This window comes from Streptomyces sp. CB02261 (assembly GCF_001905665.1).
Classification (GTDB): Bacteria; Actinomycetota; Actinomycetes; order Streptomycetales; family Streptomycetaceae; genus Streptomyces.
Genome location: NZ_LIVX01000015.1, coordinates 97,083 through 114,256, shown reverse-complemented (window position 1 = coordinate 114,256; position 17,174 = coordinate 97,083). Strand labels below are relative to the sequence as shown.

At 73.3% G+C, this 17,174-nt stretch carries 15 protein-coding genes; 7 read left to right on the top strand and 8 right to left on the bottom strand.

Going from position 1 to position 17,174, the window contains the following annotated elements; all coding sequences use genetic code 11:
• Positions 1 to 3 precede the first annotated feature (3 nt).
• Positions 4 to 1,410: a M1 family metallopeptidase gene (locus tag AMK29_RS34490; RefSeq protein WP_073820022.1), complete on the bottom strand. Its 1,407-nt coding sequence runs from the start codon at positions 1,408 to 1,410 to the stop codon at positions 4 to 6.
• A 238-nt stretch (positions 1,411 to 1,648) separates the two neighbouring features.
• Positions 1,649 to 2,188, bottom strand: a complete 540-nt coding sequence (locus AMK29_RS34485) for a GlcG/HbpS family heme-binding protein (protein ID WP_073820021.1) — start codon at positions 2,186 to 2,188, stop codon at positions 1,649 to 1,651.
• Positions 2,189 to 2,609: 421 nt separating this feature from the next.
• Between AMK29_RS34485 and AMK29_RS34480 the strand changes: the two genes are divergently transcribed.
• The 4 genes from AMK29_RS34480 (at position 2,610) to AMK29_RS34465 (ending at position 6,283) form a co-directional block, all read left to right on the top strand.
• A complete protein-coding gene (locus AMK29_RS34480) occupies positions 2,610 to 3,722 on the top strand; it encodes a sensor histidine kinase (RefSeq protein WP_073820071.1) in 1,113 nt (370 codons plus the stop codon).
• Positions 3,722 to 4,342, top strand: a complete 621-nt coding sequence (locus AMK29_RS34475; RefSeq protein ID WP_073820020.1) for a response regulator — start codon at positions 3,722 to 3,724, stop codon at positions 4,340 to 4,342. Before AMK29_RS34480 ends, AMK29_RS34475 begins: the two co-directional genes overlap by 1 nt.
• A 162-nt stretch (positions 4,343 to 4,504) precedes the next feature.
• On the top strand, positions 4,505 to 5,710 hold the full coding sequence (locus AMK29_RS34470; RefSeq protein ID WP_073820019.1) for an FAD-dependent monooxygenase: 1,206 nt from the start codon (positions 4,505 to 4,507) through the stop codon (positions 5,708 to 5,710).
• 72 nt (positions 5,711 to 5,782) lie between these two features.
• Positions 5,783 to 6,283 carry a hypothetical protein gene (locus AMK29_RS34465; protein ID WP_073820018.1) on the top strand — a complete coding sequence of 167 codons (501 nt, stop codon included), beginning with the start codon at positions 5,783 to 5,785 and terminating at the stop codon, positions 6,281 to 6,283.
• A 193-nt stretch (positions 6,284 to 6,476) separates the two neighbouring features.
• Here the strand turns inward: AMK29_RS34465 and AMK29_RS34460 are convergent, their stop codons facing one another.
• A complete protein-coding gene (locus AMK29_RS34460) occupies positions 6,477 to 7,151 on the bottom strand; it encodes a pentapeptide repeat-containing protein (protein WP_073820017.1) in 675 nt (224 codons plus the stop codon).
• 107 nt (positions 7,152 to 7,258) lie between these two features.
• Between AMK29_RS34460 and AMK29_RS34455 the strand changes: the two genes are divergently transcribed.
• Together AMK29_RS34455 and AMK29_RS34450 are read left to right on the top strand one after the other, a co-directional pair.
• Positions 7,259 to 8,431 (top strand): NAD(P)-binding protein, encoded by a 1,173-nt coding sequence (locus AMK29_RS34455; protein ID WP_073820016.1) that lies wholly within the window; start codon positions 7,259 to 7,261, stop codon positions 8,429 to 8,431.
• Positions 8,432 to 8,626: 195 nt separating this feature from the next.
• Positions 8,627 to 9,625 carry a zinc-binding dehydrogenase gene (locus tag AMK29_RS34450; RefSeq protein WP_073820015.1) on the top strand — a complete coding sequence of 333 codons (999 nt, stop codon included), beginning with the start codon at positions 8,627 to 8,629 and terminating at the stop codon, positions 9,623 to 9,625.
• A gap of 132 nt (positions 9,626 to 9,757) precedes the next feature.
• Here AMK29_RS34450 and AMK29_RS34445 read toward each other — a convergent pair whose 3' ends face one another.
• The 3 genes from AMK29_RS34445 to AMK29_RS34435 form a co-directional block, all read right to left on the bottom strand.
• Positions 9,758 to 10,090, bottom strand: coding sequence for a hypothetical protein (locus AMK29_RS34445; RefSeq protein WP_073820014.1), 333 nt, complete (start codon positions 10,088 to 10,090; stop codon positions 9,758 to 9,760).
• A 10-nt stretch (positions 10,091 to 10,100) separates the two neighbouring features.
• The gene (locus AMK29_RS34440) at positions 10,101 to 10,580 is read right to left on the bottom strand and encodes a GNAT family N-acetyltransferase (protein ID WP_073820013.1); all 480 of its coding nucleotides are present in this window, start codon (positions 10,578 to 10,580) and stop codon (positions 10,101 to 10,103) included.
• Between the two features lie 149 nt (positions 10,581 to 10,729).
• On the bottom strand, positions 10,730 to 11,617 hold the full coding sequence (locus AMK29_RS34435; RefSeq protein WP_073820012.1) for an aminoglycoside phosphotransferase family protein: 888 nt from the start codon (positions 11,615 to 11,617) through the stop codon (positions 10,730 to 10,732).
• Positions 11,618 to 12,103: 486 nt separating this feature from the next.
• Here AMK29_RS34435 and AMK29_RS34430 point away from each other — a divergent pair, with 486 nt between their 5' ends.
• Positions 12,104 to 13,492, top strand: coding sequence for an NAD(P)/FAD-dependent oxidoreductase (locus AMK29_RS34430; protein ID WP_073820011.1), 1,389 nt, complete (start codon positions 12,104 to 12,106; stop codon positions 13,490 to 13,492).
• Positions 13,493 to 13,541: 49 nt separating this feature from the next.
• Here AMK29_RS34430 and AMK29_RS34425 read toward each other — a convergent pair whose 3' ends face one another.
• Positions 13,542 to 15,641, bottom strand: a complete 2,100-nt coding sequence (locus AMK29_RS34425) for a restriction endonuclease (protein ID WP_198942388.1) — start codon at positions 15,639 to 15,641, stop codon at positions 13,542 to 13,544.
• Positions 15,642 to 15,808: 167 nt separating this feature from the next.
• Positions 15,809 to 17,137, bottom strand: a complete 1,329-nt coding sequence (locus AMK29_RS34420) for an MFS transporter (RefSeq protein WP_143202972.1) — start codon at positions 17,135 to 17,137, stop codon at positions 15,809 to 15,811.
• Positions 17,138 to 17,174 lie beyond the last annotated feature (37 nt).

Genomic DNA, 17,174 nt, shown 5'->3' with positions numbered 1-17,174 from the left:
CGGCTACGGCCGGTCCGGCTTCCCGTCGCCGTACAGCCAGACGTCCCACAGGCCGTCGAGGTCCCGTCCGGCGACGGCCTCGACGTAGGAGGTGAAGTCGGCCGTGGACGCGTTGGCGTGCCGGTACTTCGCGGGCCAGCCGCGCAGGATCTCGCCGAAGACCTCGTCCCCGACGGTCTCGCGCAGCTTGTGGAGGACCATCGCGCCCCGCTGGTACACGGGCGGGTCGAAGAGGTTCTCGGCGGCGGGCGGATCGGCCGGCGGGAAGGTCCAGTTGATGTCCTTGGCGAAGGCACGGGCGAAGCTGGTGCGCGCGGGGACGTGCCCGAACTCCTCCGCGTACAGCCATTCCGCGTACGTCGCGAAACCCTCGTTCAGCCAGAGGTCGCGCCAGGTGGCGGGGGTGACGGAGTTGCCGAACCACTGGTGGGCCAGCTCGTGGACGAGGATCGTCCGGTCGAAGGAGGACGCGGGGAACACGGGCCGGGTCTGGGTCTCCAGGGCGTAGCCGAGGGTGCCGTCCTCGGTGACGACCGCCCCGGCGGCCGTGAAGGGGTACGGGCCGAAGCGCCGGGTCTGCCGGTCGAGGATCTTCGGGATCTCGTCGAGGAGCGCGGCGCTGTTCGCCGCGACCGCCGGGTCGGCGGCGGTCAGCACGGGCACGGAGCCGAGGGCGGTCGCCGTGTCCGTCCGGTACCGGCCGATCGCGACCGTCGCCAGGTAGCTCGCCATCGGCTCGGGCGCCTTCCACACGGTGGTGACACGGCCGTCCGGCGCCGTGCGGCGGGCGGTCCTGACGCCGTTGGAGACGGCTTCGAGGCCGGCCGGGACGGTGAGGGTGATCTCGTACCCGGCCTTGTCCGAGGGGTGGTGGTTGCCGGGGAACCAGGTCATGGAGCCCACGGGCTGCCCGACCGCGACGGCCCCGTCGTCGGTGCGCAGCCAGCCCTCCCGGGTGCCGTCCGCGTCGGTGACCGCCTCGGGCACGCCCTCGTACGTGACGGTGGTGCGGAACTCCGCGCCCTCGCGGATCTCCTCGCGCGGCCGGAGCGTCAGCTCGTTCCCCGCCCGGTTGACCGCGGCGGGCTCGCCGTCGACCGAGGCGCGACCGACCGTGAGGCCGGCCAGGTCGAGGTTGAAGGCGCTGAGGTCCTGGCCGGCGCGGGCGGTGATCTCCGCGGTGCCGTCGAGCTTCCCGGTGCGCGGGTCGTAGGCGAGGGTCAGGGCGTAGTGCCGTACGTCGTAGCCGCCGTTGCCGAGCTTCGGGAAGTACGGGTCGCGCAGCCCGGCGGCCCCGGGGGTGCCCCGGACACCGCTCAGGGCCGTGGTGCAGCCGCCCGCGAGCAGAGCGAGGGTGGTGAGGGCGGTGGCGAGGGCCGTGGCCGCCGCTCGGGTCCGGCTGTGGTTCACGTACCGATCCTAAGCAGGACGGATACGGAAAAGGTGACGGCGCCCGGCGGGGGATCCGGGCGCCGTCACCGGCTGCGGGGCCGTCGGCCTTGTCGGCCTTACTCGCTTGTCGGCCTTGCTTGGCTTGTCGGCCGTGCTTGCTTGTCGGCCGTGCTTGCTTGTCGGCCGTGCTTGGCTCGTCGGCCGTGCTTGGCTCGTCGGCCTTGCTTGGCTCGTCGGCCTTGCTTGCTTGTCGGTCTTACTTGCCGAGGGCGGCGACGCCCGCCTGGGCGAACTTCTCGTCGAAGTCGCCGGAGGGGGCGCCGGCGACGCCGATGCCGGCGATGGGGGCACCCTTGGCGGTGACCGGGGCGCCGCCCGCGAGGAAGAGGGTGCCGGGGATGTCCTTGAGGTTGGGGGCGTTGGTGAGGCGCTTGGCGAGCTCGGAGGTGGGGGCGTTCCAGGAGACGGCGGTGAACGCCTTCTTCTCGGCGGACTCGTAGGACTGCGGGCCGGCGCCGTCGCCGCGCAGGGTGACGAGGGTGTTGCCGTTGCGGTCGACGACGGCGACGGAGACGCGCTGGTTCTCCTTCTCGGCGGCGTCCAGGGTGGCCTGGGCGGCCTTCGTGGCGGCCTCGATCGTCAGGTGCGTCGACTGCTGGAGGTTGTCGTTGCCGGCGTCGGCGCGGACCGCGGCGGCGGGGGCGGCGGCCGGGGCGGAGGCGTTCGCGGAGACCACGCCGAAGGTACCGGCGGCGATGACGGCGGCGGCGGTGGCACCGAAGAGGATCTTCTTCATGGGGAACTCCGTGAGGTGGGGTGCGTACGGGGAAGTCGGCCGAGCGGCGGGGCGGTGTGCCGTTCCTTCGCTCTGCGATCCATCCTGTGGCCGCAACCCGGGCCGTCCGGTCCACGGTCCGGCTGCCCCGCGCGCGCACACTGGAGGACGGCCGGGTCAGCCGATCGGCTGATGCCGCCGTGGTCCCACCGGGCCAGGATGGACCGATATCCCCAGGTCGGAAGGGCAGGAGGGCGGGAACGTGACACGGTCGGAGGAGACCGGAGGGCAGGACGAGAACGCCACCCGCCCGGCGACACCCGGACGGCGAGCCGGACGCACCCCCCGCCCGGCGGCCACCGGGCAGCGGGGCGAGGGTGGTGCCGGGCCGCTGCCGGCGGAGGCCGAGCGGGACCCCGACGCGCCCTGGCTGGCGCGGGTCATGCACATCGCCTTCTTCCTCCTCCTCGGCGCCTCGCTCGCCCGCTTCCTGCTGCGCCACCCCTGGGAGGACCGCAGTCCCTGGATCATCGCCCTCTCCGGCGCCCTCGCCTCCCTGTACCTCCTCGGCCCCGTCGTCGGCACCCGCGCCGCCCCGCGCCGGATCGCCTGGCTGGGCACGGTCGTCGCGGTCTGGATCCTCCTCGTCGTCCTCGCGCCCAGCTTCGCCTGGTGCGCGGTGCCGCTCTTCTACACGGGGCTCCGCACCCTCCCGGCGCGTGCGGCCCTCGGCCTGGTCGCCCTGCTCACCGTGTTCGTGGTGTTCGCGCAGGTCCAGCTCGCGCACGGCGGCTGGGACCCCAACCTGATCGTGGCGCCGCCTGCCGTCGCCGCCATCGCCACCGGGGTCTTCGTGTACTCCGACCGGCAGGCGGCGCGCCAGCGGGCCCTCATCGACGACCTGATCCGCACCCGGCGGGAGCTGGCCGCGATCGAGCGCCGCGAGGGCACCCTCGCGGAGCGCCAGCGGCTGTCGATGGAGATCCACGACACGCTGGCCCAGGGCCTGTCGAGTCAGCAGATGCTGCTGCAGGCGGCCGACCGCACCTGGGACGGCGACCCGGCGACCGCCCGCCGCCATGTCCGTACCGCCGAGGCGATCGCCGAACGCAACCTCGCCGAGGCCCGCCGGTTCGTGCACGACCTCGCGCCCGCCGACCTCGCCGAGGGGGGCGGACTCGAAGAGGCCCTGCGCGGTCTGGCCGCCCGCGAGTCGGCGGCCTTCCGGGTGGACGGGGCGCCCGTACCGCTGCCCGAACGGGTGCAGACGGCGCTGCTGCGGATCGCGCAGGGCGCCCTCGCGAACATCCGCGAGCACGCCGCCGCCGACTCCGCCGCCCTGACCCTGACGTACCTCGACGACCAGGTGGTCCTGGACATCGCCGACGACGGCCGCGGCTTCGACCCCGTCGAGACGCCGGGCGGGGTACGCGGCCACGGACTGCCCGCGATGCGCGTGCGGGCCCGGCAGCTCGGCGGCACCCTGACGGTCGAGTCCACCCCCGGCGAGGGCACCGTGCTCTCGGCCGCGATCCCGCTGTCCCTGGAGTCGTGATGTCCGTACGGATCCTCCTCTGCGACGATCACGTCGTCGTCCGCGCCGGGCTGCTCGCGCTGCTCGGCAGCACCCCCGACATCGAGGTCGTCGGCGAGGCGGGCAGCGGGGAGGAGGCCGTCGCCATGGCGGCGAAACTGACGCCCGACGTCGTCCTGATGGACCTCCAGCTGGGCGCGGGCATCGACGGCGTGGAGGCGACGCGCCGGATCGCGCCCACCGGCGTCCACGTCCTCGTCCTCACCACGTACGACACGGACGCCGACATCACCCGGGCGATCGAGGCGGGCGCCACCGGCTACCTCCTGAAGGCCGAACGGCCCGAGGAGCTGTTCGCCGCCATCCACGCGGCCGCGCAGGGCCGCACCGCCCTCTCCCCGCCGGTCGCCAGCCGGGTCATGGACCGGATGCGGGGCGCGGCGGGGCCGAGCCTCACGGACCGGGAGCGGGACATCCTGGGCCAGCTCGGGCGGGGCCTCGGCAACCGCGAGATCGCGCGGGCCCTGTTCATCAGCGAGGCGACGGTCAAGACGCACCTCGGCCGGATCTACGCGAAGCTCGGCGTCGACACGCGGGCGGGCGCGGTGGCCGTGGCGAAGGAGCGGCGCCTGCTGCCGTAGGGGGTGCCCTGCCAGTCCGGCCGGACTGCACCAGACACACCCCCTCAGCCGTGTCGTGCTCCGCGCCCGTACGTGCGCGAAGCCCCACCACTGCTACCGTGCGTTGCTGTTCCATCGCACGGTGTCATGTCTTGAGACTCGGTCAGTCCAGTGGGAGCGCACGTGAAGCTCGCGATCGTCGGCGGCGGTCCCGCCGGCCTCTACCTCTCGATCCTGCTGAAGCGGCAGGACCCGGCGCACGACGTCGCCGTGTACGAGCGGAACCCGGCGGGTTCCACGTACGGCTGGGGCGTGACGTACTGGGCCGGGCTGCTCGACAAGCTGCGCGCGGGCGACCCGGAGTCCGCGGCGGCCGTCGCGGAGGCCTCCGTGACCTGGAACGACGGGGTCGCGATCGTCCGTGACGAGCGGACCGTCCACCGCGGCGACGCCGGCTTCGGCATCGGACGGCGGCGGATGCTCGCGCTGCTCGCCGACCGGGCCCGGGAGCTCGGCGTACGGGTCGAGTTCGAGCACGACATCCCCGGCGCGGACGCGCCCGAACTGGCCGGCGCGGATCTGGTCGTGGCCGCCGACGGGGTGAACAGCGTGCTCCGCGAGGCGCACGCCGACCACTTCGGCAGCGAGGTCGTGAGCGGCCGCAACCCGTACATCTGGCTCGGCACCACCAAGGTCTTCGACTCCTTCAGCTTCGCGTTCAAGGAGACCGAGCACGGCTGGATCTGGTGCTACGCCTACGGCTTCAGCGGCGAGCGCTCCACCTGTGTCGTCGAGTGCTCCCCGGAGACGTGGACGGGCCTCGGTCTCGACACGCGCGGCGAGACCGACAGCCTCCGGTTCCTGGAGAAGCTCTTCCACGACCTCCTCGACGGGCACGAGCTGATCGGCCGCGACCGCGCCGACGGCGCCGCCCAGTGGCTCACCTTCCGCACGCTCACCAACCGGGTCTGGCACCGGGGCAACCTGGTCCTCCTCGGCGACGCCGCCCACACCACGCACTACTCGATCGGCGCCGGCACCACCCTGGCCCTGGAGGACGCGCTCGCCCTCGCGGACGCCCTGCGCGCGCACACCGACCTCGACACGGCCCTCACCACGTACGGGAAGCGGCGCCGCGCCGAGCTCCTCTCCGCCCAGAGCGCGGCCCGCTACAGCGCCCGGTGGTACGAGAACCTGCCCCGCTACATGCGCCTGGAGCCGGCCCACATGTTCGCCCTCCTCGGCCAGCGCCACTCGCCGCTGCTCCCCCACGTCCCGCCGCAGCTGTACTACCGCCTCGACCGCGCCGCCGAGCAACTGGAACCCCTCCGCCGCCTCAAGCGCTGGCTGGGCCCCCGCCTGGCCCGCGCGACCCAGGGCCGCCGCTGAGCGCCACGGGTGGGGTGCGGCCGTTCGTCCTCGCGTACGAGGCCGGCCCGGCGCCGTGACACCATCGGTTCCGTGCTCGACATCGGCTACTCCCTCTCGCGTCGCTTCCCCGACCCGCCGCAGACCGACTACCGCCACGCGGACGTCCACGCGCTGCGCCACGACCTGTTCTGCGGGGACGTGTACCTCGCCGACACCAAGGCGGACCGGGAGGTGTCCACAGCCTGGGGATGGGTGCCGGTGCTCGACTTCGCGTGGGCGCTGTGCGACATCGTCGAGCAGCTCGACCAGGACCCGCGCGGCAACCGCTCCTCCCGGCCGCAGTACGCGGAGCTCGACTTCACCGAGTCCTCGGACCGGATGCTCTTCGAGCGCCGCTTCGGCTGGGTGGACGTCGAGGCCGACTGGATGCCGGGCGACGAGCCGCCGCTCACCTTCAACCACTCCGCGCTGCGCCGCGAGGCCCGCGACTTCCTGCACGACCTGATCGCCGACCTCACCGACATGCACGACGGCCTCGCCGACAACCCGGCCGTCTGGACCCTCCAGGCCCGCTTCCCCCGCCTGCCGTAGGACCATCGGGCCGGCCGCCTCCCCGATGCCGGGTCTGGCCCCCGGGCGCCGGGCCCCCGCCAGTCGTAGGACCACCGGGCCCAGCGGGCCGCCCCCTCGCATGCCCCAGACCACCGGGCGAGCCCCCGCTCCCCCGCAGACCCCCTGCGAACCCCCGCCCCCCCCGCCCCGCCGCAGGCCCCGGTGACGGGCCTCACCCCTCCACCCGCACCCCCAGCTTCGCCGCGAGCAGCGGTGCCAGGTCGAAGAGCTGGGCCGTCGAGATCACGGCGCCCGCCAGCGACTCCACCCCGCGCTCGATCTCCAGGCGCTGCACCCCTCTCAGGTCCACGTCCTTGAGCCGGGCCCCGCTGAAGTCCACGCCCGTGAGCACGCAGTCCACGAACTCCACCCGCTCCAGCACCGCGCCCCCGAAGTCGGGCTCGCTCAGCACGCAGCTCTCGAAGACGACGTCCTTCAGCTTCGCCGCCCTCAGGTTCAGATAGTCGCTCTTCCCTCCCCGCACCACGACCCGCTCCAGCACCGCCCCGTGCAGCTGCGCCCCGCCGAGCCGCGCGTCCACGACCTCCACGTCCCGCAGCTGCGCCCCGGCCAGGACCGTCCCCACGCCCCGTACGCCCGTCAGCACCGAGTCGAGGAACCGCGCCCCCGTCAGGCGCGCCTCGTCGAGCCCGCACTCGCGGAGCGCGCAGTCCAGGAACCGGGCGCCCTCCCCCGACTGCCCCGCCAGATCGAGCCCGGCCAGTTCGAGGCCGTCGTAGTCCCCGTCCGGCGCGAGGCCGCCCTCGTACACCTCCAGGGGAGGAAGCCGCACCTCCGGCCGCCGGGCGCCCACCACCGCCGCCTTCTTCTTCCGCGTCGTCGCCATGCCCCCATGGTGATGTACGCCACTGACAACGCCTCCGATGTCACGAACGCGCCCCCGTCCCCCGTCCCCGTTCAGAAGGTCACGAGCCCGACACGAGGGAGACGGACATGCGGAAGCTCACGATCATCGGCGGCGGATTCGCGGGACTGACCGCGGCCATCACCGCCGCCGAGGCCGGCACCAGGGTGACCGTGCACGAGGCGCACCGGACCCCCGGCGGCCGGGCCCGTACGGCCGAGGGCACCTACCGCACCAACGAGGGTCCGCACGCGCTCTACGCCGGCGGCCCGCACTGGACCTGGCTCAAGCAGCGCGGTCTCCTGGGGCCGCTGGCCCCGCTGCCGCCCGCCGAAGGCCTCCGGTTCCGATTCCACCGCGGCGGCGCCCTGCGCCGCACCCCCCCGCTCGGCCTGCTGCGGCAGTCCCTGCGGACCGCCGACAAGGCCCCCGTGGACCTCGACTTCCGCACCTGGGCCACCGGGCTCGCGGGCGAGCGGGCGGCGCGGGTGGCCGCCGCGTACGCCGGGGTCGCGCTCTTCCACCACGACCCGGGCGCGCTCTCCGCCCGCTTCGTGCAGGAACGGCTGCACCGGGCCGCCGCCGTACCGCCCGAGGCGCACTACGTGCGCGGCGGCTGGGGCGAGCTGATCGAGCGGATGGTCGCGCGCGCGTGGGAGGCGGGCGTACGGATCGAGACGTCGTCGCGCGTCGAGCGCCTCGACGACCTTCCGGGGGGCGAGGGACCGGTGATCGTCGCCACCTCCCTGCCCGCCGCCGCCCGGCTCCTCGACGACCCGTCGCTGACCTGGGAGAGCGGCCGTACGGTCCTGCTCGACCTGGCGCTGCGGAGCCGCAAGGGGGACCCGTTCGTGATCTCCGACCTGGACGAGCCCGGCTGGATCGAACGGTTCACGGCCCAGGACCCCTCACTCGCCCCGGCAGGGCAGCAGCTGATCCAGGCACAGCTGCCCGTCGGCCCGGACGCGGCCAAGGCGGACGGCGTCGCCCACGCCGAACGCCTCCTCGACCTGGGCTTCCCCGGCTGGCGCGAGCGGACGGTGTGGCGGCGGGAGGCGATGTCCCAGGGGCGTACGGGGGCGGTCGACCGCCCGGGCACGACCTGGCGCGACCGGCCGGCCGTCGACCGGGGCGACGGCGTGTACCTGGTGGGCGACCAGGTGGCGGCGCCGGGCGTGCTGTCGGAGGTGTCGTTCACGAGCGCGGTCGAGGCGGTGTCGCTGGCGCTGCGCGCGGACCACTTGGCCGTGCGGCGGGCGTGACGCGGGGCGCGCGGCGGGCGTGACGCGGGGCGCGTGGCGGGCGTGACTCGGGGCGTGCACGGCGGGTCTCCCCACCACCCCCTTGACCTCAACCATGCTTGAGGTCAGAGGCTTGCCCTGTCACCGCACGACCCGCGCGGACACCGTCACCGCACGACCGCGCACACCCATCCGTACGACGACAGGGGATCCGCCATGCACGCCATCCGCCTCCACGCCTTCGGCCCCGCCGAGAACCTCACGTACGAGGAGACGCCCGACCCCGTGCCGGGCCCCGGCCAGGTCCGCGTCCGGGTCGCGGCGGCCGGCGTGCACCTCCTCGACACCGCGCTCCGCGAGGGGATGACGGGCCCGTTCCCGGCGCCCGCCGCCCTGCCGACCGTCCCGGGCCGCGAGGTCGCCGGCACCGTCGACGCCCTCGGCGAGGGCACCGACCCGGCGTGGCTCGGCAAGCGGGTCGTGGCCCACCTCGGCATGAACCCCGGCGGGTACGCCGAACTCGCCGTCACCGACGCCGCCCGCCTGCACGCCCTGCCCGACCACCTCGGCGAGGCGGAGGCCGTCGCCATGATCGGCACCGGCCGCACCACCCTGGGCATCCTCCAGTTCACCGAACTCGGCCCCGAATCCGTGGCGATCGTGCCCGCCGCCGCCGGCGGCATCGGCACCCTGCTCGTCCAGTTCGCCAAGAACGCCGGCGCCACCGTCATCGGCCTGGCCGGCGGTCCCGCGAAGGTCGCCCTCGTCCAGGAGAACGGCGCCGACCTGGCCGTCGACTACAAGGAGCCCGACTGGCCGGAGAAGGTCCGCGCGTACCTGGGCGACCGGACCGCCACCGTCGTCTACGACTCGGTCGGCGGTGACACCGGCCGGGCCGCCGTCGGCCTCCTCGGCAAGGGCGGACGGCACATCGTCTTCGGCTGGTCCGGCGCCGGCCTCCACGACGGCGAGGCGCTCACCTTCACCCCGGAGGAACTCGCCGCGCGCGGCATCACCTCGGAGTCCGTCCTCGGCCCCGTCATGATCCAGAAGGCGGGCGGCGACGTCCGCGCGCTGGAACTCGCCGCCCTCGACGCGGCGGCCACCGGCACCCTCCGCCCGGCGGTCCACCGCTTCCCGCTCGCGGACGCGGCGGGCGCCCACCGCGCGCTGGAGACCAGGGGCACGGTGGGCAAGGTGGTGCTGGTGCCGTAGGAACAGGCGAGAGACGTCACCGGCTCCCCGCAACGGGGCCGCCGGGACGTCACCGCCCCCCGGCACCGGGGCCGCCCGGATGCCACCGGCCCCCGGGCCACCGGGCGCCGGTGGCGTCTCCCGTCCCCGGGCTCAGACCCCGACGACGTCCCAGGAGTGGGCCTTGAACTCCTTCTGGAAGTCGGGGTGGTCCTCCCACATCCGGGCGATGGAACGCAGCACGTCCCAGTTCTGTTCGAGCGCCTGGTCCACCACGGGCCGCAGTTCCGGCGACTCCCGCTTCTCCACGAGCCCGCCGACGGCCGCCGCGGCCTGCACGGTGTAGCGCGTGGCCCGCAGGGCCCGGGACGTGTCGTCCATCCCGAACCCGTGGTCGCTCCCGTTCGCGGGGTCGAAGAGCGGAGTCAACCGCGCCTCGATGAAGGCCGTGATCCGCTGGAAGCGCTGCTCGATGTCCGTATCCATGCCCCCTTTCCTACACCCCCGGCGCACCGAGCTCCGCCAGGGCCCCGTCCGTCAGCCGGTAGACCGTCCACTCGTCCTGCGGGCGGGCGCCGAGGGACTCGTAGAAATCGATCGAGGGCGTGTTCCAGTCGAGTACGGACCACTCCAGGCGCTCGTAGCCGCGCTCCACGCAGATCCGGGCCAGTTCGCGCAGCAACGCCTTGCCGTGGCCGCCGCCCCGCGCCTCCGGACGGACGTACAGGTCCTCCAGGTAGATGCCGTGGACCCCGCGCCAGGTCGAGAAGTTGAGGAACCAGAGCGCGAAGCCGACCACCTCGCCGGCCTCCGTCTCCGCGACGTGGGCGAAGGCGGCGGGTCGGGCGCCGAAGAGGGCCTCGTGGAGCTGCTCGGGGGTCGTACGGACCTCGTGGAGGGCCTTCTCGTACTCCGCGAGGTCACGGACCAGGGCGTGGAGGACGGGGACGTCGGCGGGAGTGGCTGTACGAATCATGGCCCCAGCCTGCCGGGAAGGGCCCCGGCCTGGCGAACGGGTTCCTCACCGCCTCCCGGCACGGGCGCCCCGCCTCGCCTCACGCCCGCCCGGCACTAGCGATCCGCCCCCGCCTCACGCCCGCCCGGCACGAACGACTCGCCCCCGCCTCACGTCCGCCCGGCCATCAGGATCCGGGCGACCGCCACCTGCTCCTGATCCAGCCCCGGTTCACCGTCCGCGACGTCCCAGAGGCCGTTCTGCAGGATGCGGCCCAGCGTCCACGCCACCGCGCGCGCCCGGTCGCCGACGACGTCCGCGAGGAGGTCGAACCTCCACAGCACGTCGTCAGGGTCGAAGCGGTCCAGCAGCGCCGGGAGCAGGTCGAAGCCCGGGTCACCGGCGAGCGGCTTCGGGTCGATCGCCAGCCACGGTTCACGCCCGCCCGCCAGGACGTTCCCCAGGTGCAGGTCCCAGTGCAGCAGCCGGTCGCCCGGTTCACCCGCCACCTCCCGAACCGCCGCCGCGCAGTCCCGCAGGACCGCCGCGTCCCGCGCACCGAGGCGTACGACCGCGCCGGGGACCTCGGCGAGCATCCCGGCCGCGACGTCCCCGAGCGTGCGCAACCCCGGCGGCGCCGGGACCGCCGTCAGGCGCGCGAGCAACCCGGCGACGACGCCGAGCGCCTCCCGGGTGTCGGCGACGGACGTCAGCGGCCGGCCCTCGTCGAGCCGCTCCAGGAGCATCGTCCCGGTGCCCTGGTCGTGGTCGAGGAGCCGTACGACGCCGTCTCCGCCCCAGGCGCGCAGGCCGACCGGCTCGCCCTCCGACTCCTCGTCGAGGAGCTGCATCTTCAGCGCCGCGCGCGTGCCGTCCGCGACCCGTTCGACGGGCAGCACCAGCGAGGCCACCCCATGCATCGAAGGACCCGTGACCCGCAGTCCCCACCGGCCGAGGAACTCCTCGGCGAGACCGGGCAGCCCGGCGACGAACGCCCGCCCGGCGTCCCCGTTGTACCTGGCCTGCGACGCCGCGAGCTCCTCGGGTACGTGAACCATCCCCCGACCCTAGACACCCGCCTCGGCCGGCGCCTCCGATAATCCCGTCGCGCCACACGGCGCACCCGCGACCGTCAGGGCCGTCCGCGGGCGACGACGATCCTCGTACCGTTTACGTCCGGCGGAGGCCGCACCAGCACCTCCGCGCGCCCGGCGGGCACGGACGCGTGCTCCGTGAGAAGGACCGCCACCGGCGCCCCGACCACCGCGCCCCCGCCCCGAACACCCCACCGCAGAAGGCCCGATGAGCACCGCCGAGGCGACCGCGACGACGGCGTGCCCGGAACTGCGCACGGGCACGGAAGAGTCCTTCCGGAGCGACGGAATCCGCACGCTGCCGCAACGGAATCCGTACCGCCCACGCGCGGGACGAGCACCCTCGAACCCAAGCCGCCCGACGCCCGGACATCGGCGCCGAAGGGCCCGTATCCAGGGGGCCTACGCCCCCGGTAACCTCCCGCCCACGCACCCGGAAGAGGGATACACATGAGTACGGTCAACGGCGGCATCTCGTTCTGGTACGCGCAGGACGGCACCCCCGCTCCCCGCGAACCGCTCCCCGGCGACACCACCGCGGACGTCTGCATCGTCGGCGGCGGCTACACAGGCCTGTGGACCGCCTACTACCTCAAGAAGGCCGTCCCCTTCCTCAACATCACCGTCCTCGAAGCGAAGTTCTGCGGTTACGGCGCCTCCGGACGCAACGGCGGCTGGCTCTACAACGGCATCGCCGGCCGCGACCGCTACGCCAAGCTCCACGGCCACGAGGCCGCCGTCCGCCTCCAGCAGGCCATGAACGCCACCGTCGCCGAGGTCCTCGACGTCTGCGAGACCGAGAAGATCGAGGCCGACCAGCACCGCGGCGGCGTCCTGGAGGTCGCCCTCTCCCCCGCCCAGCTCGCCCGCCTCAAGGCCTTCCACGCCGCGGAGGTCGCCTTCGGCGAGACCGACCGCGCCCTGTACGGGGCCCGCGAGACCGCCGACCGCATCCGCGTCACCGGCGCCGTCGGCTCCTCCTGGACACCCCACGGGGCCCGACTGCACCCCGTGAAGCTCGTGAAGGGCCTCGCGGCCGCCGTCGAGGCCCTGGGCGTCGTGATCCACGAGTCGACACCCGTCACCGAGATCCGGCCGAAGCACGCGGTCACCCCGTACGGCACGGTCCGCGCCCCCTACGTCCTGCGCTGCACCGAGGGCTTCACCGCCACCCTCGCCGGCCAGCGCCGCACCTGGCTCCCCATGAACTCCTCGATGATCGCCACCGAGCCCCTCACGGACGCCCAGTGGGAGTCCATCGGCTGGGAAGGCCGCGAGACCCTCGGCGACATGGCCCACGCCTACGTGTACGCACAGCGCACCGCCGACGGCCGCATCGCGCTGGGCGGCCGGGGCGTCCCGTACCGCTTCGGTTCGAAGACGGACAACGACGGACGCACCCAGCCGCAGACGATCGAGGCCCTCCGCGACATCCTGGTCCGCTTCTTCCCGCAGCTCGCGGGCGTACGGGTCGACCACGCCTGGTCCGGTGTCCTCGGCGTCCCGCGCGACTGGTGCGCCACGGTCACCCTCGACCGCTCCACGGGCCTCGGCTGGGCGGGCGGCTACGTCGGCTCCGGCGTCGCCACCGCCAACCTCGCGGCCCGCACCCTCCGCGACCTCATCAAGGAGGACTCGGGCCAGTCGGGCCCCACGGACCTCACCGCCCTCCCCTGGGTGAACCACAAGGTCCGCAAGTGGGAACCGGAGCCGCTGCGCTGGCTCGGAGTCCAGACGATGTACGCGGCCTTCCGTGGCGCGGACCACCGCGAGGCCACGGGGCACGCGGCGACGACGGACCGGGTGGCGGTGCTGGCGAACCGCTTGAGCGGACGCTGAGCCGGGAGCGGGGGGAAGGGGTCTCGGGGTCTCAAGGGGCCTCGGGGTCTCACTCCACCTGGATGCCGAAGTCCCCCACGAGCTCCTCCAGACCGCCCCGGTACCCCTTCCCGCCGAGGACGAAGTCCCAGTCACCCCCGGCGCGACGCCGGAACGAGCCGAGGACGAGGGCCGTCTCGCCGGGCCGGCCGTCCGAGACGACGAGCCGGTCGAGCTCGGCCCCGGAGTCGTCGCGCAGCCGGATACCGGCATCGGTGAACCCCCCGAGATCCGCCTCGGGGTTCACCTCCGGGTCGACGGCCGCGACGAGGACGAGGCGGTCGGCCCGGGACGGCAGCGCGTCGAAGCCGACGCGTACGGCGACCCGGTCGCCGGGCGCCGCGGCCGCCATCGACACCGAACCGTCCGGCGTGGAAGGGTTGTTGAAGAAGACGAACCACTCGTCACCGAGGACCTGGTTGCCGGAGCAGACCAGCGCGCACACGTCGAGCGCGGCCGAGCCGGCCCACACCATGCCGAGCAGGTTGAAGCCGGCGTCGGCCTCGACGGGCGCGTCCACGGCGGGGGTGTCGGCGACGGTGGCCGAGGGCGAGGACCCTGGCCCCAGCCGCCCCCGGAGCCCGTGCTGGTGGAGCAGGTCCACGAGTTCGGTCCCGGCGATGAGGGTCAGGGGCTTGCCGTTGGCGAAGGTGTACGAGCCGGGCCCGAACCTGGAGGTGGTGACGAGGACGCCCTTGTTCGCGCCGGCGCCCTGCACGGTCCCGTACAGATCCCGTACGGCGGACGGGGGCACGGTGTTCCGGTACCGCTTCACCTGGACGACGATGGAACCGCCGCTGATGGGGTCGGGATCGAGGGCTTCGACGTCCACCCCGCCGTCGTTGGAGCGGCGGGTGGTGACGGCCTGGAGCCCACGGGCCCGGAAGAGTTCGGCGACGAGCCCCTCGAAGGCGATGGGGTCCATGGCCAGCAGATCGGGCTCCTCGCCGTCCCCCTGGACGACGACGTCCGGGCCGACCTGGCCGGGGGTCCGCAGCGGGACGACGGCCGCCCGCTCGTCGGGCTTGGCCGCGAGCCGCCCGCCGAGGGCCCCGGTCAGGCACTCGACGGCCCCGACGAACTCCAGGTTCAGACGGTCGAAGACGCTCCGCTCGACGGCGACGGAGGCCACGCAGACCCTCCCGGCGAGCCCGGTCGCGGGATCGACCCCACCGACGTACCCGTTGAGGGTGACGGTCTCCAGGGCACCGAACCGGTCGGCGGCGAACAGCTCGCGCACGGCGAGGAGGACGCTCTGCGCGATGACGTCGCGGTAGAGGGCGCGCCGCTGGGTGACGGGCCTGGGCACCTCCTTCTCCTGGTCGGTGCTGGGCAGGTACTTGACCCCCTTGGCCTCGGGAACGACCTCGTACCCGGGCAGGCCCCAGTCGAGGACGAGCGTCCGCCCGCCGCGCGCGTAGGCGGCGGACACCTCCCGGGGGAAGCCCTCGGGCCAGCCGGTGGACGCGAAGAGGACGGCGGAGAAGAACTCCACGACGGTCTCGGCGTCACCGTCGCGCAGCGCCGCCTCCGTCCCGGCGACACCGCTGTTGTGCGCGCGGACCTCGGCGAGCCGGGCGGCGGCCCAGGTGTCGTACTCCCGCCGGTACGCGGCCAGTTGCTCCACACGCCGGGCCTCGGCGGCCTGCGCCGCGTACCAGTCCCGCTCGAACCGGGCGCGCGCGTCCCGCTCGGCCTGCGCCCGCCCGGACGCGGTCCAGGCGCTCTCGGGCTGGTAGAACCGCTGGTCGGGCATGGCGACGGGCTCCCCGAGGCGCCCCGGCGAGAACGGCTCGACGGTCTCCTCCCGCCGCAGCGACCCCACGGAGAACGCGGGCGCCCGGCACCCGGCCGCCAGCAGCCCCTCCAGCAGGGCGACACGCTCCTCCAACTCCCTTGTCCGGCCCAGCGCGTCCGCCTCCCGCTGCTGCCGATAGGCGACCCGCTGCTCCCGCTGCATCCGGGCGACATCCCGCGCGTACGCCCGCTGCGCCCGCTCGGCGTCCCGCTGCTCCCGCAGCACCGCCTGGTGCTGCCCCTCCCGCTGCCGTTGCGCCACCCGCTGCTGCTCGGCCCACACACCGATCAGCCCCCCGGACCGCCGCACCATCAGCCCCACCCCTCCCGAACAACACCCCACACCACCGGTACACCCCCGTAACACCCAAGTGTCCCGGACCGGGCTGGTCCGGGACACAGGAACGGGACGAGACCTCGTGGACTCGCCGGGCGCGACCCGGCCTAACGCAGGGCCGCATGACCGTCGGCGGGTACGGCTCAGGACTGGGCCTGTTTCAGCAGCCCCTTGACGGACACTTCCGAGTTGACGGTGACCCAGCCGAGGCCGTAGCGGGCATTCTCCCGCTGCACTTCTTCCTCGTCGAGAGCTTCATAGATGGCGTAGATCGACTCACTCTTCTTGTACTTCTCGAAGTTGAACGAGGAGATGAAGACATCCGTAGCCTCTTCCGGCGACCAGAAAGCCGCCACGTATCGCGGCTTGCGCGTCACGTTGATCAGGTTCGTGTTGTAGCGCACCCTGCCGTGATAGATCACATGCTCACCACAATCGTCGGGAGGGCAGTAATACCGCCCTTCCGACTCGTCCCAGGAGGGCCTGCCGTAGGAGAAGTCATCGTCGAGCTTCCCGCGGTCCTGCCTCATGATGGCGAACTGCAGCGATGCCTCGAGCACCTCGTACTTCGTCCCCTTGGGCACCATGATCATCTGTTCCATCCTGAACTCCTCCCCGACGGCCAGCGTGGAACCAGGCCCCTGGAACTGACCTGACGCGATGATCTCGCCGTCGGTCTCACCCTCGAAGGCCTGCGCCTCCGCGTACCATCCCTCCTCCTCGCCCTTCCATCTCGCCAAGCCGTCACCGGACTTGGAGAACTCGGATACGTACCCGAAGACCGTGTAGTCGTCAACGACGAGGTACACCGGGATTCCTCCGTCGTTCTTGGCGTAGAGCTTGAGAGGGACGTGAAAATAGGGCGCATCGGCGTCCGCGTAAGGTTTCCCGAATTCTGCCTTTAGGACGAAGTGCATGGGTGCGACGATGGGTTGGTAGAGAATCGAGTACCCCAGACTGACGGAAGTCAGGATCGCCGTGACGGTGACGCCTGCGGCGAACTTCTTCGGGTGCGGGATCCCTCTCCATACCTTTTCGCGGACGAGGACGTGGAGGGCCCACAGAGACCACAGCCACAGGGCGAGAAAGATCAGGACAGCGGCTATGAACTCCCGCTCCTGCGACCACAGGAACAGAAGAAGGGACGTGGTGGCGAGTGCCATGAGCACACCGAGGAGGACCAGCGCTCCGGACACCTTGACCTGTCGCCGGCCCCAGTGGTCGACGACGGCGGGCAGCGCGCTGGCCTGCACCACTCCCGCGAGGAGGAACAGGACGCCGACGAGCCGCTGCGCGAACGTCAGCGCCCCCAGGGCGTCCGCCCAGCCGATGACGGCGTGGAGACCCAGCGACCCGAGCAGCCCCACGAGCATGAGGGCGATGACCAGCCGCCGCCTCCAGCCCCGGTCGTCGGGCCAGACGTCGCTGTCGCCGCCCCGCCAGTGGACGCGCGAGCGGTCGTCGAGGTCCATGTCGTCGGGGTAACCCAGGCGGCGGAGGACCTTCCGC

What these genes read in the sequence shown, in the direction of transcription:
- AMK29_RS34485 (WP_073820021.1), bottom strand. Translation starts at nt 2,188, where the DNA reads ATGAAGAAGATCCTCTTCGGTGCCACCGCCGCCGCCGTCATCGCCGCC.
- AMK29_RS34480 (WP_073820071.1), top strand. Translation starts at nt 2,610, where the DNA reads ATGCACATCGCCTTCTTCCTCCTCCTCGGCGCCTCGCTCGCCCGCTTC.
- AMK29_RS34475 (WP_073820020.1), top strand. Translation starts at nt 3,722, where the DNA reads ATGTCCGTACGGATCCTCCTCTGCGACGATCACGTCGTCGTCCGCGCC.
- AMK29_RS34460 (WP_073820017.1), bottom strand. Translation starts at nt 7,151, where the DNA reads ATGGCGACGACGCGGAAGAAGAAGGCGGCGGTGGTGGGCGCCCGGCGG.
- AMK29_RS34455 (WP_073820016.1), top strand. Translation starts at nt 7,259, where the DNA reads ATGCGGAAGCTCACGATCATCGGCGGCGGATTCGCGGGACTGACCGCG.
- AMK29_RS34450 (WP_073820015.1), top strand. Translation starts at nt 8,627, where the DNA reads ATGCACGCCATCCGCCTCCACGCCTTCGGCCCCGCCGAGAACCTCACG.
- AMK29_RS34445 (WP_073820014.1), bottom strand. Translation starts at nt 10,090, where the DNA reads ATGGATACGGACATCGAGCAGCGCTTCCAGCGGATCACGGCCTTCATC.
- AMK29_RS34440 (WP_073820013.1), bottom strand. Translation starts at nt 10,580, where the DNA reads ATGATTCGTACAGCCACTCCCGCCGACGTCCCCGTCCTCCACGCCCTG.
- AMK29_RS34435 (WP_073820012.1), bottom strand. Translation starts at nt 11,617, where the DNA reads ATGGTTCACGTACCCGAGGAGCTCGCGGCGTCGCAGGCCAGGTACAAC.
- AMK29_RS34430 (WP_073820011.1), top strand. Translation starts at nt 12,104, where the DNA reads ATGAGTACGGTCAACGGCGGCATCTCGTTCTGGTACGCGCAGGACGGC.
- AMK29_RS34425 (WP_198942388.1), bottom strand. Translation starts at nt 15,641, where the DNA reads ATGGTGCGGCGGTCCGGGGGGCTGATCGGTGTGTGGGCCGAGCAGCAG.
- AMK29_RS34420 (WP_143202972.1), bottom strand. Translation starts at nt 17,137, where the DNA reads ATGGACCTCGACGACCGCTCGCGCGTCCACTGGCGGGGCGGCGACAGC.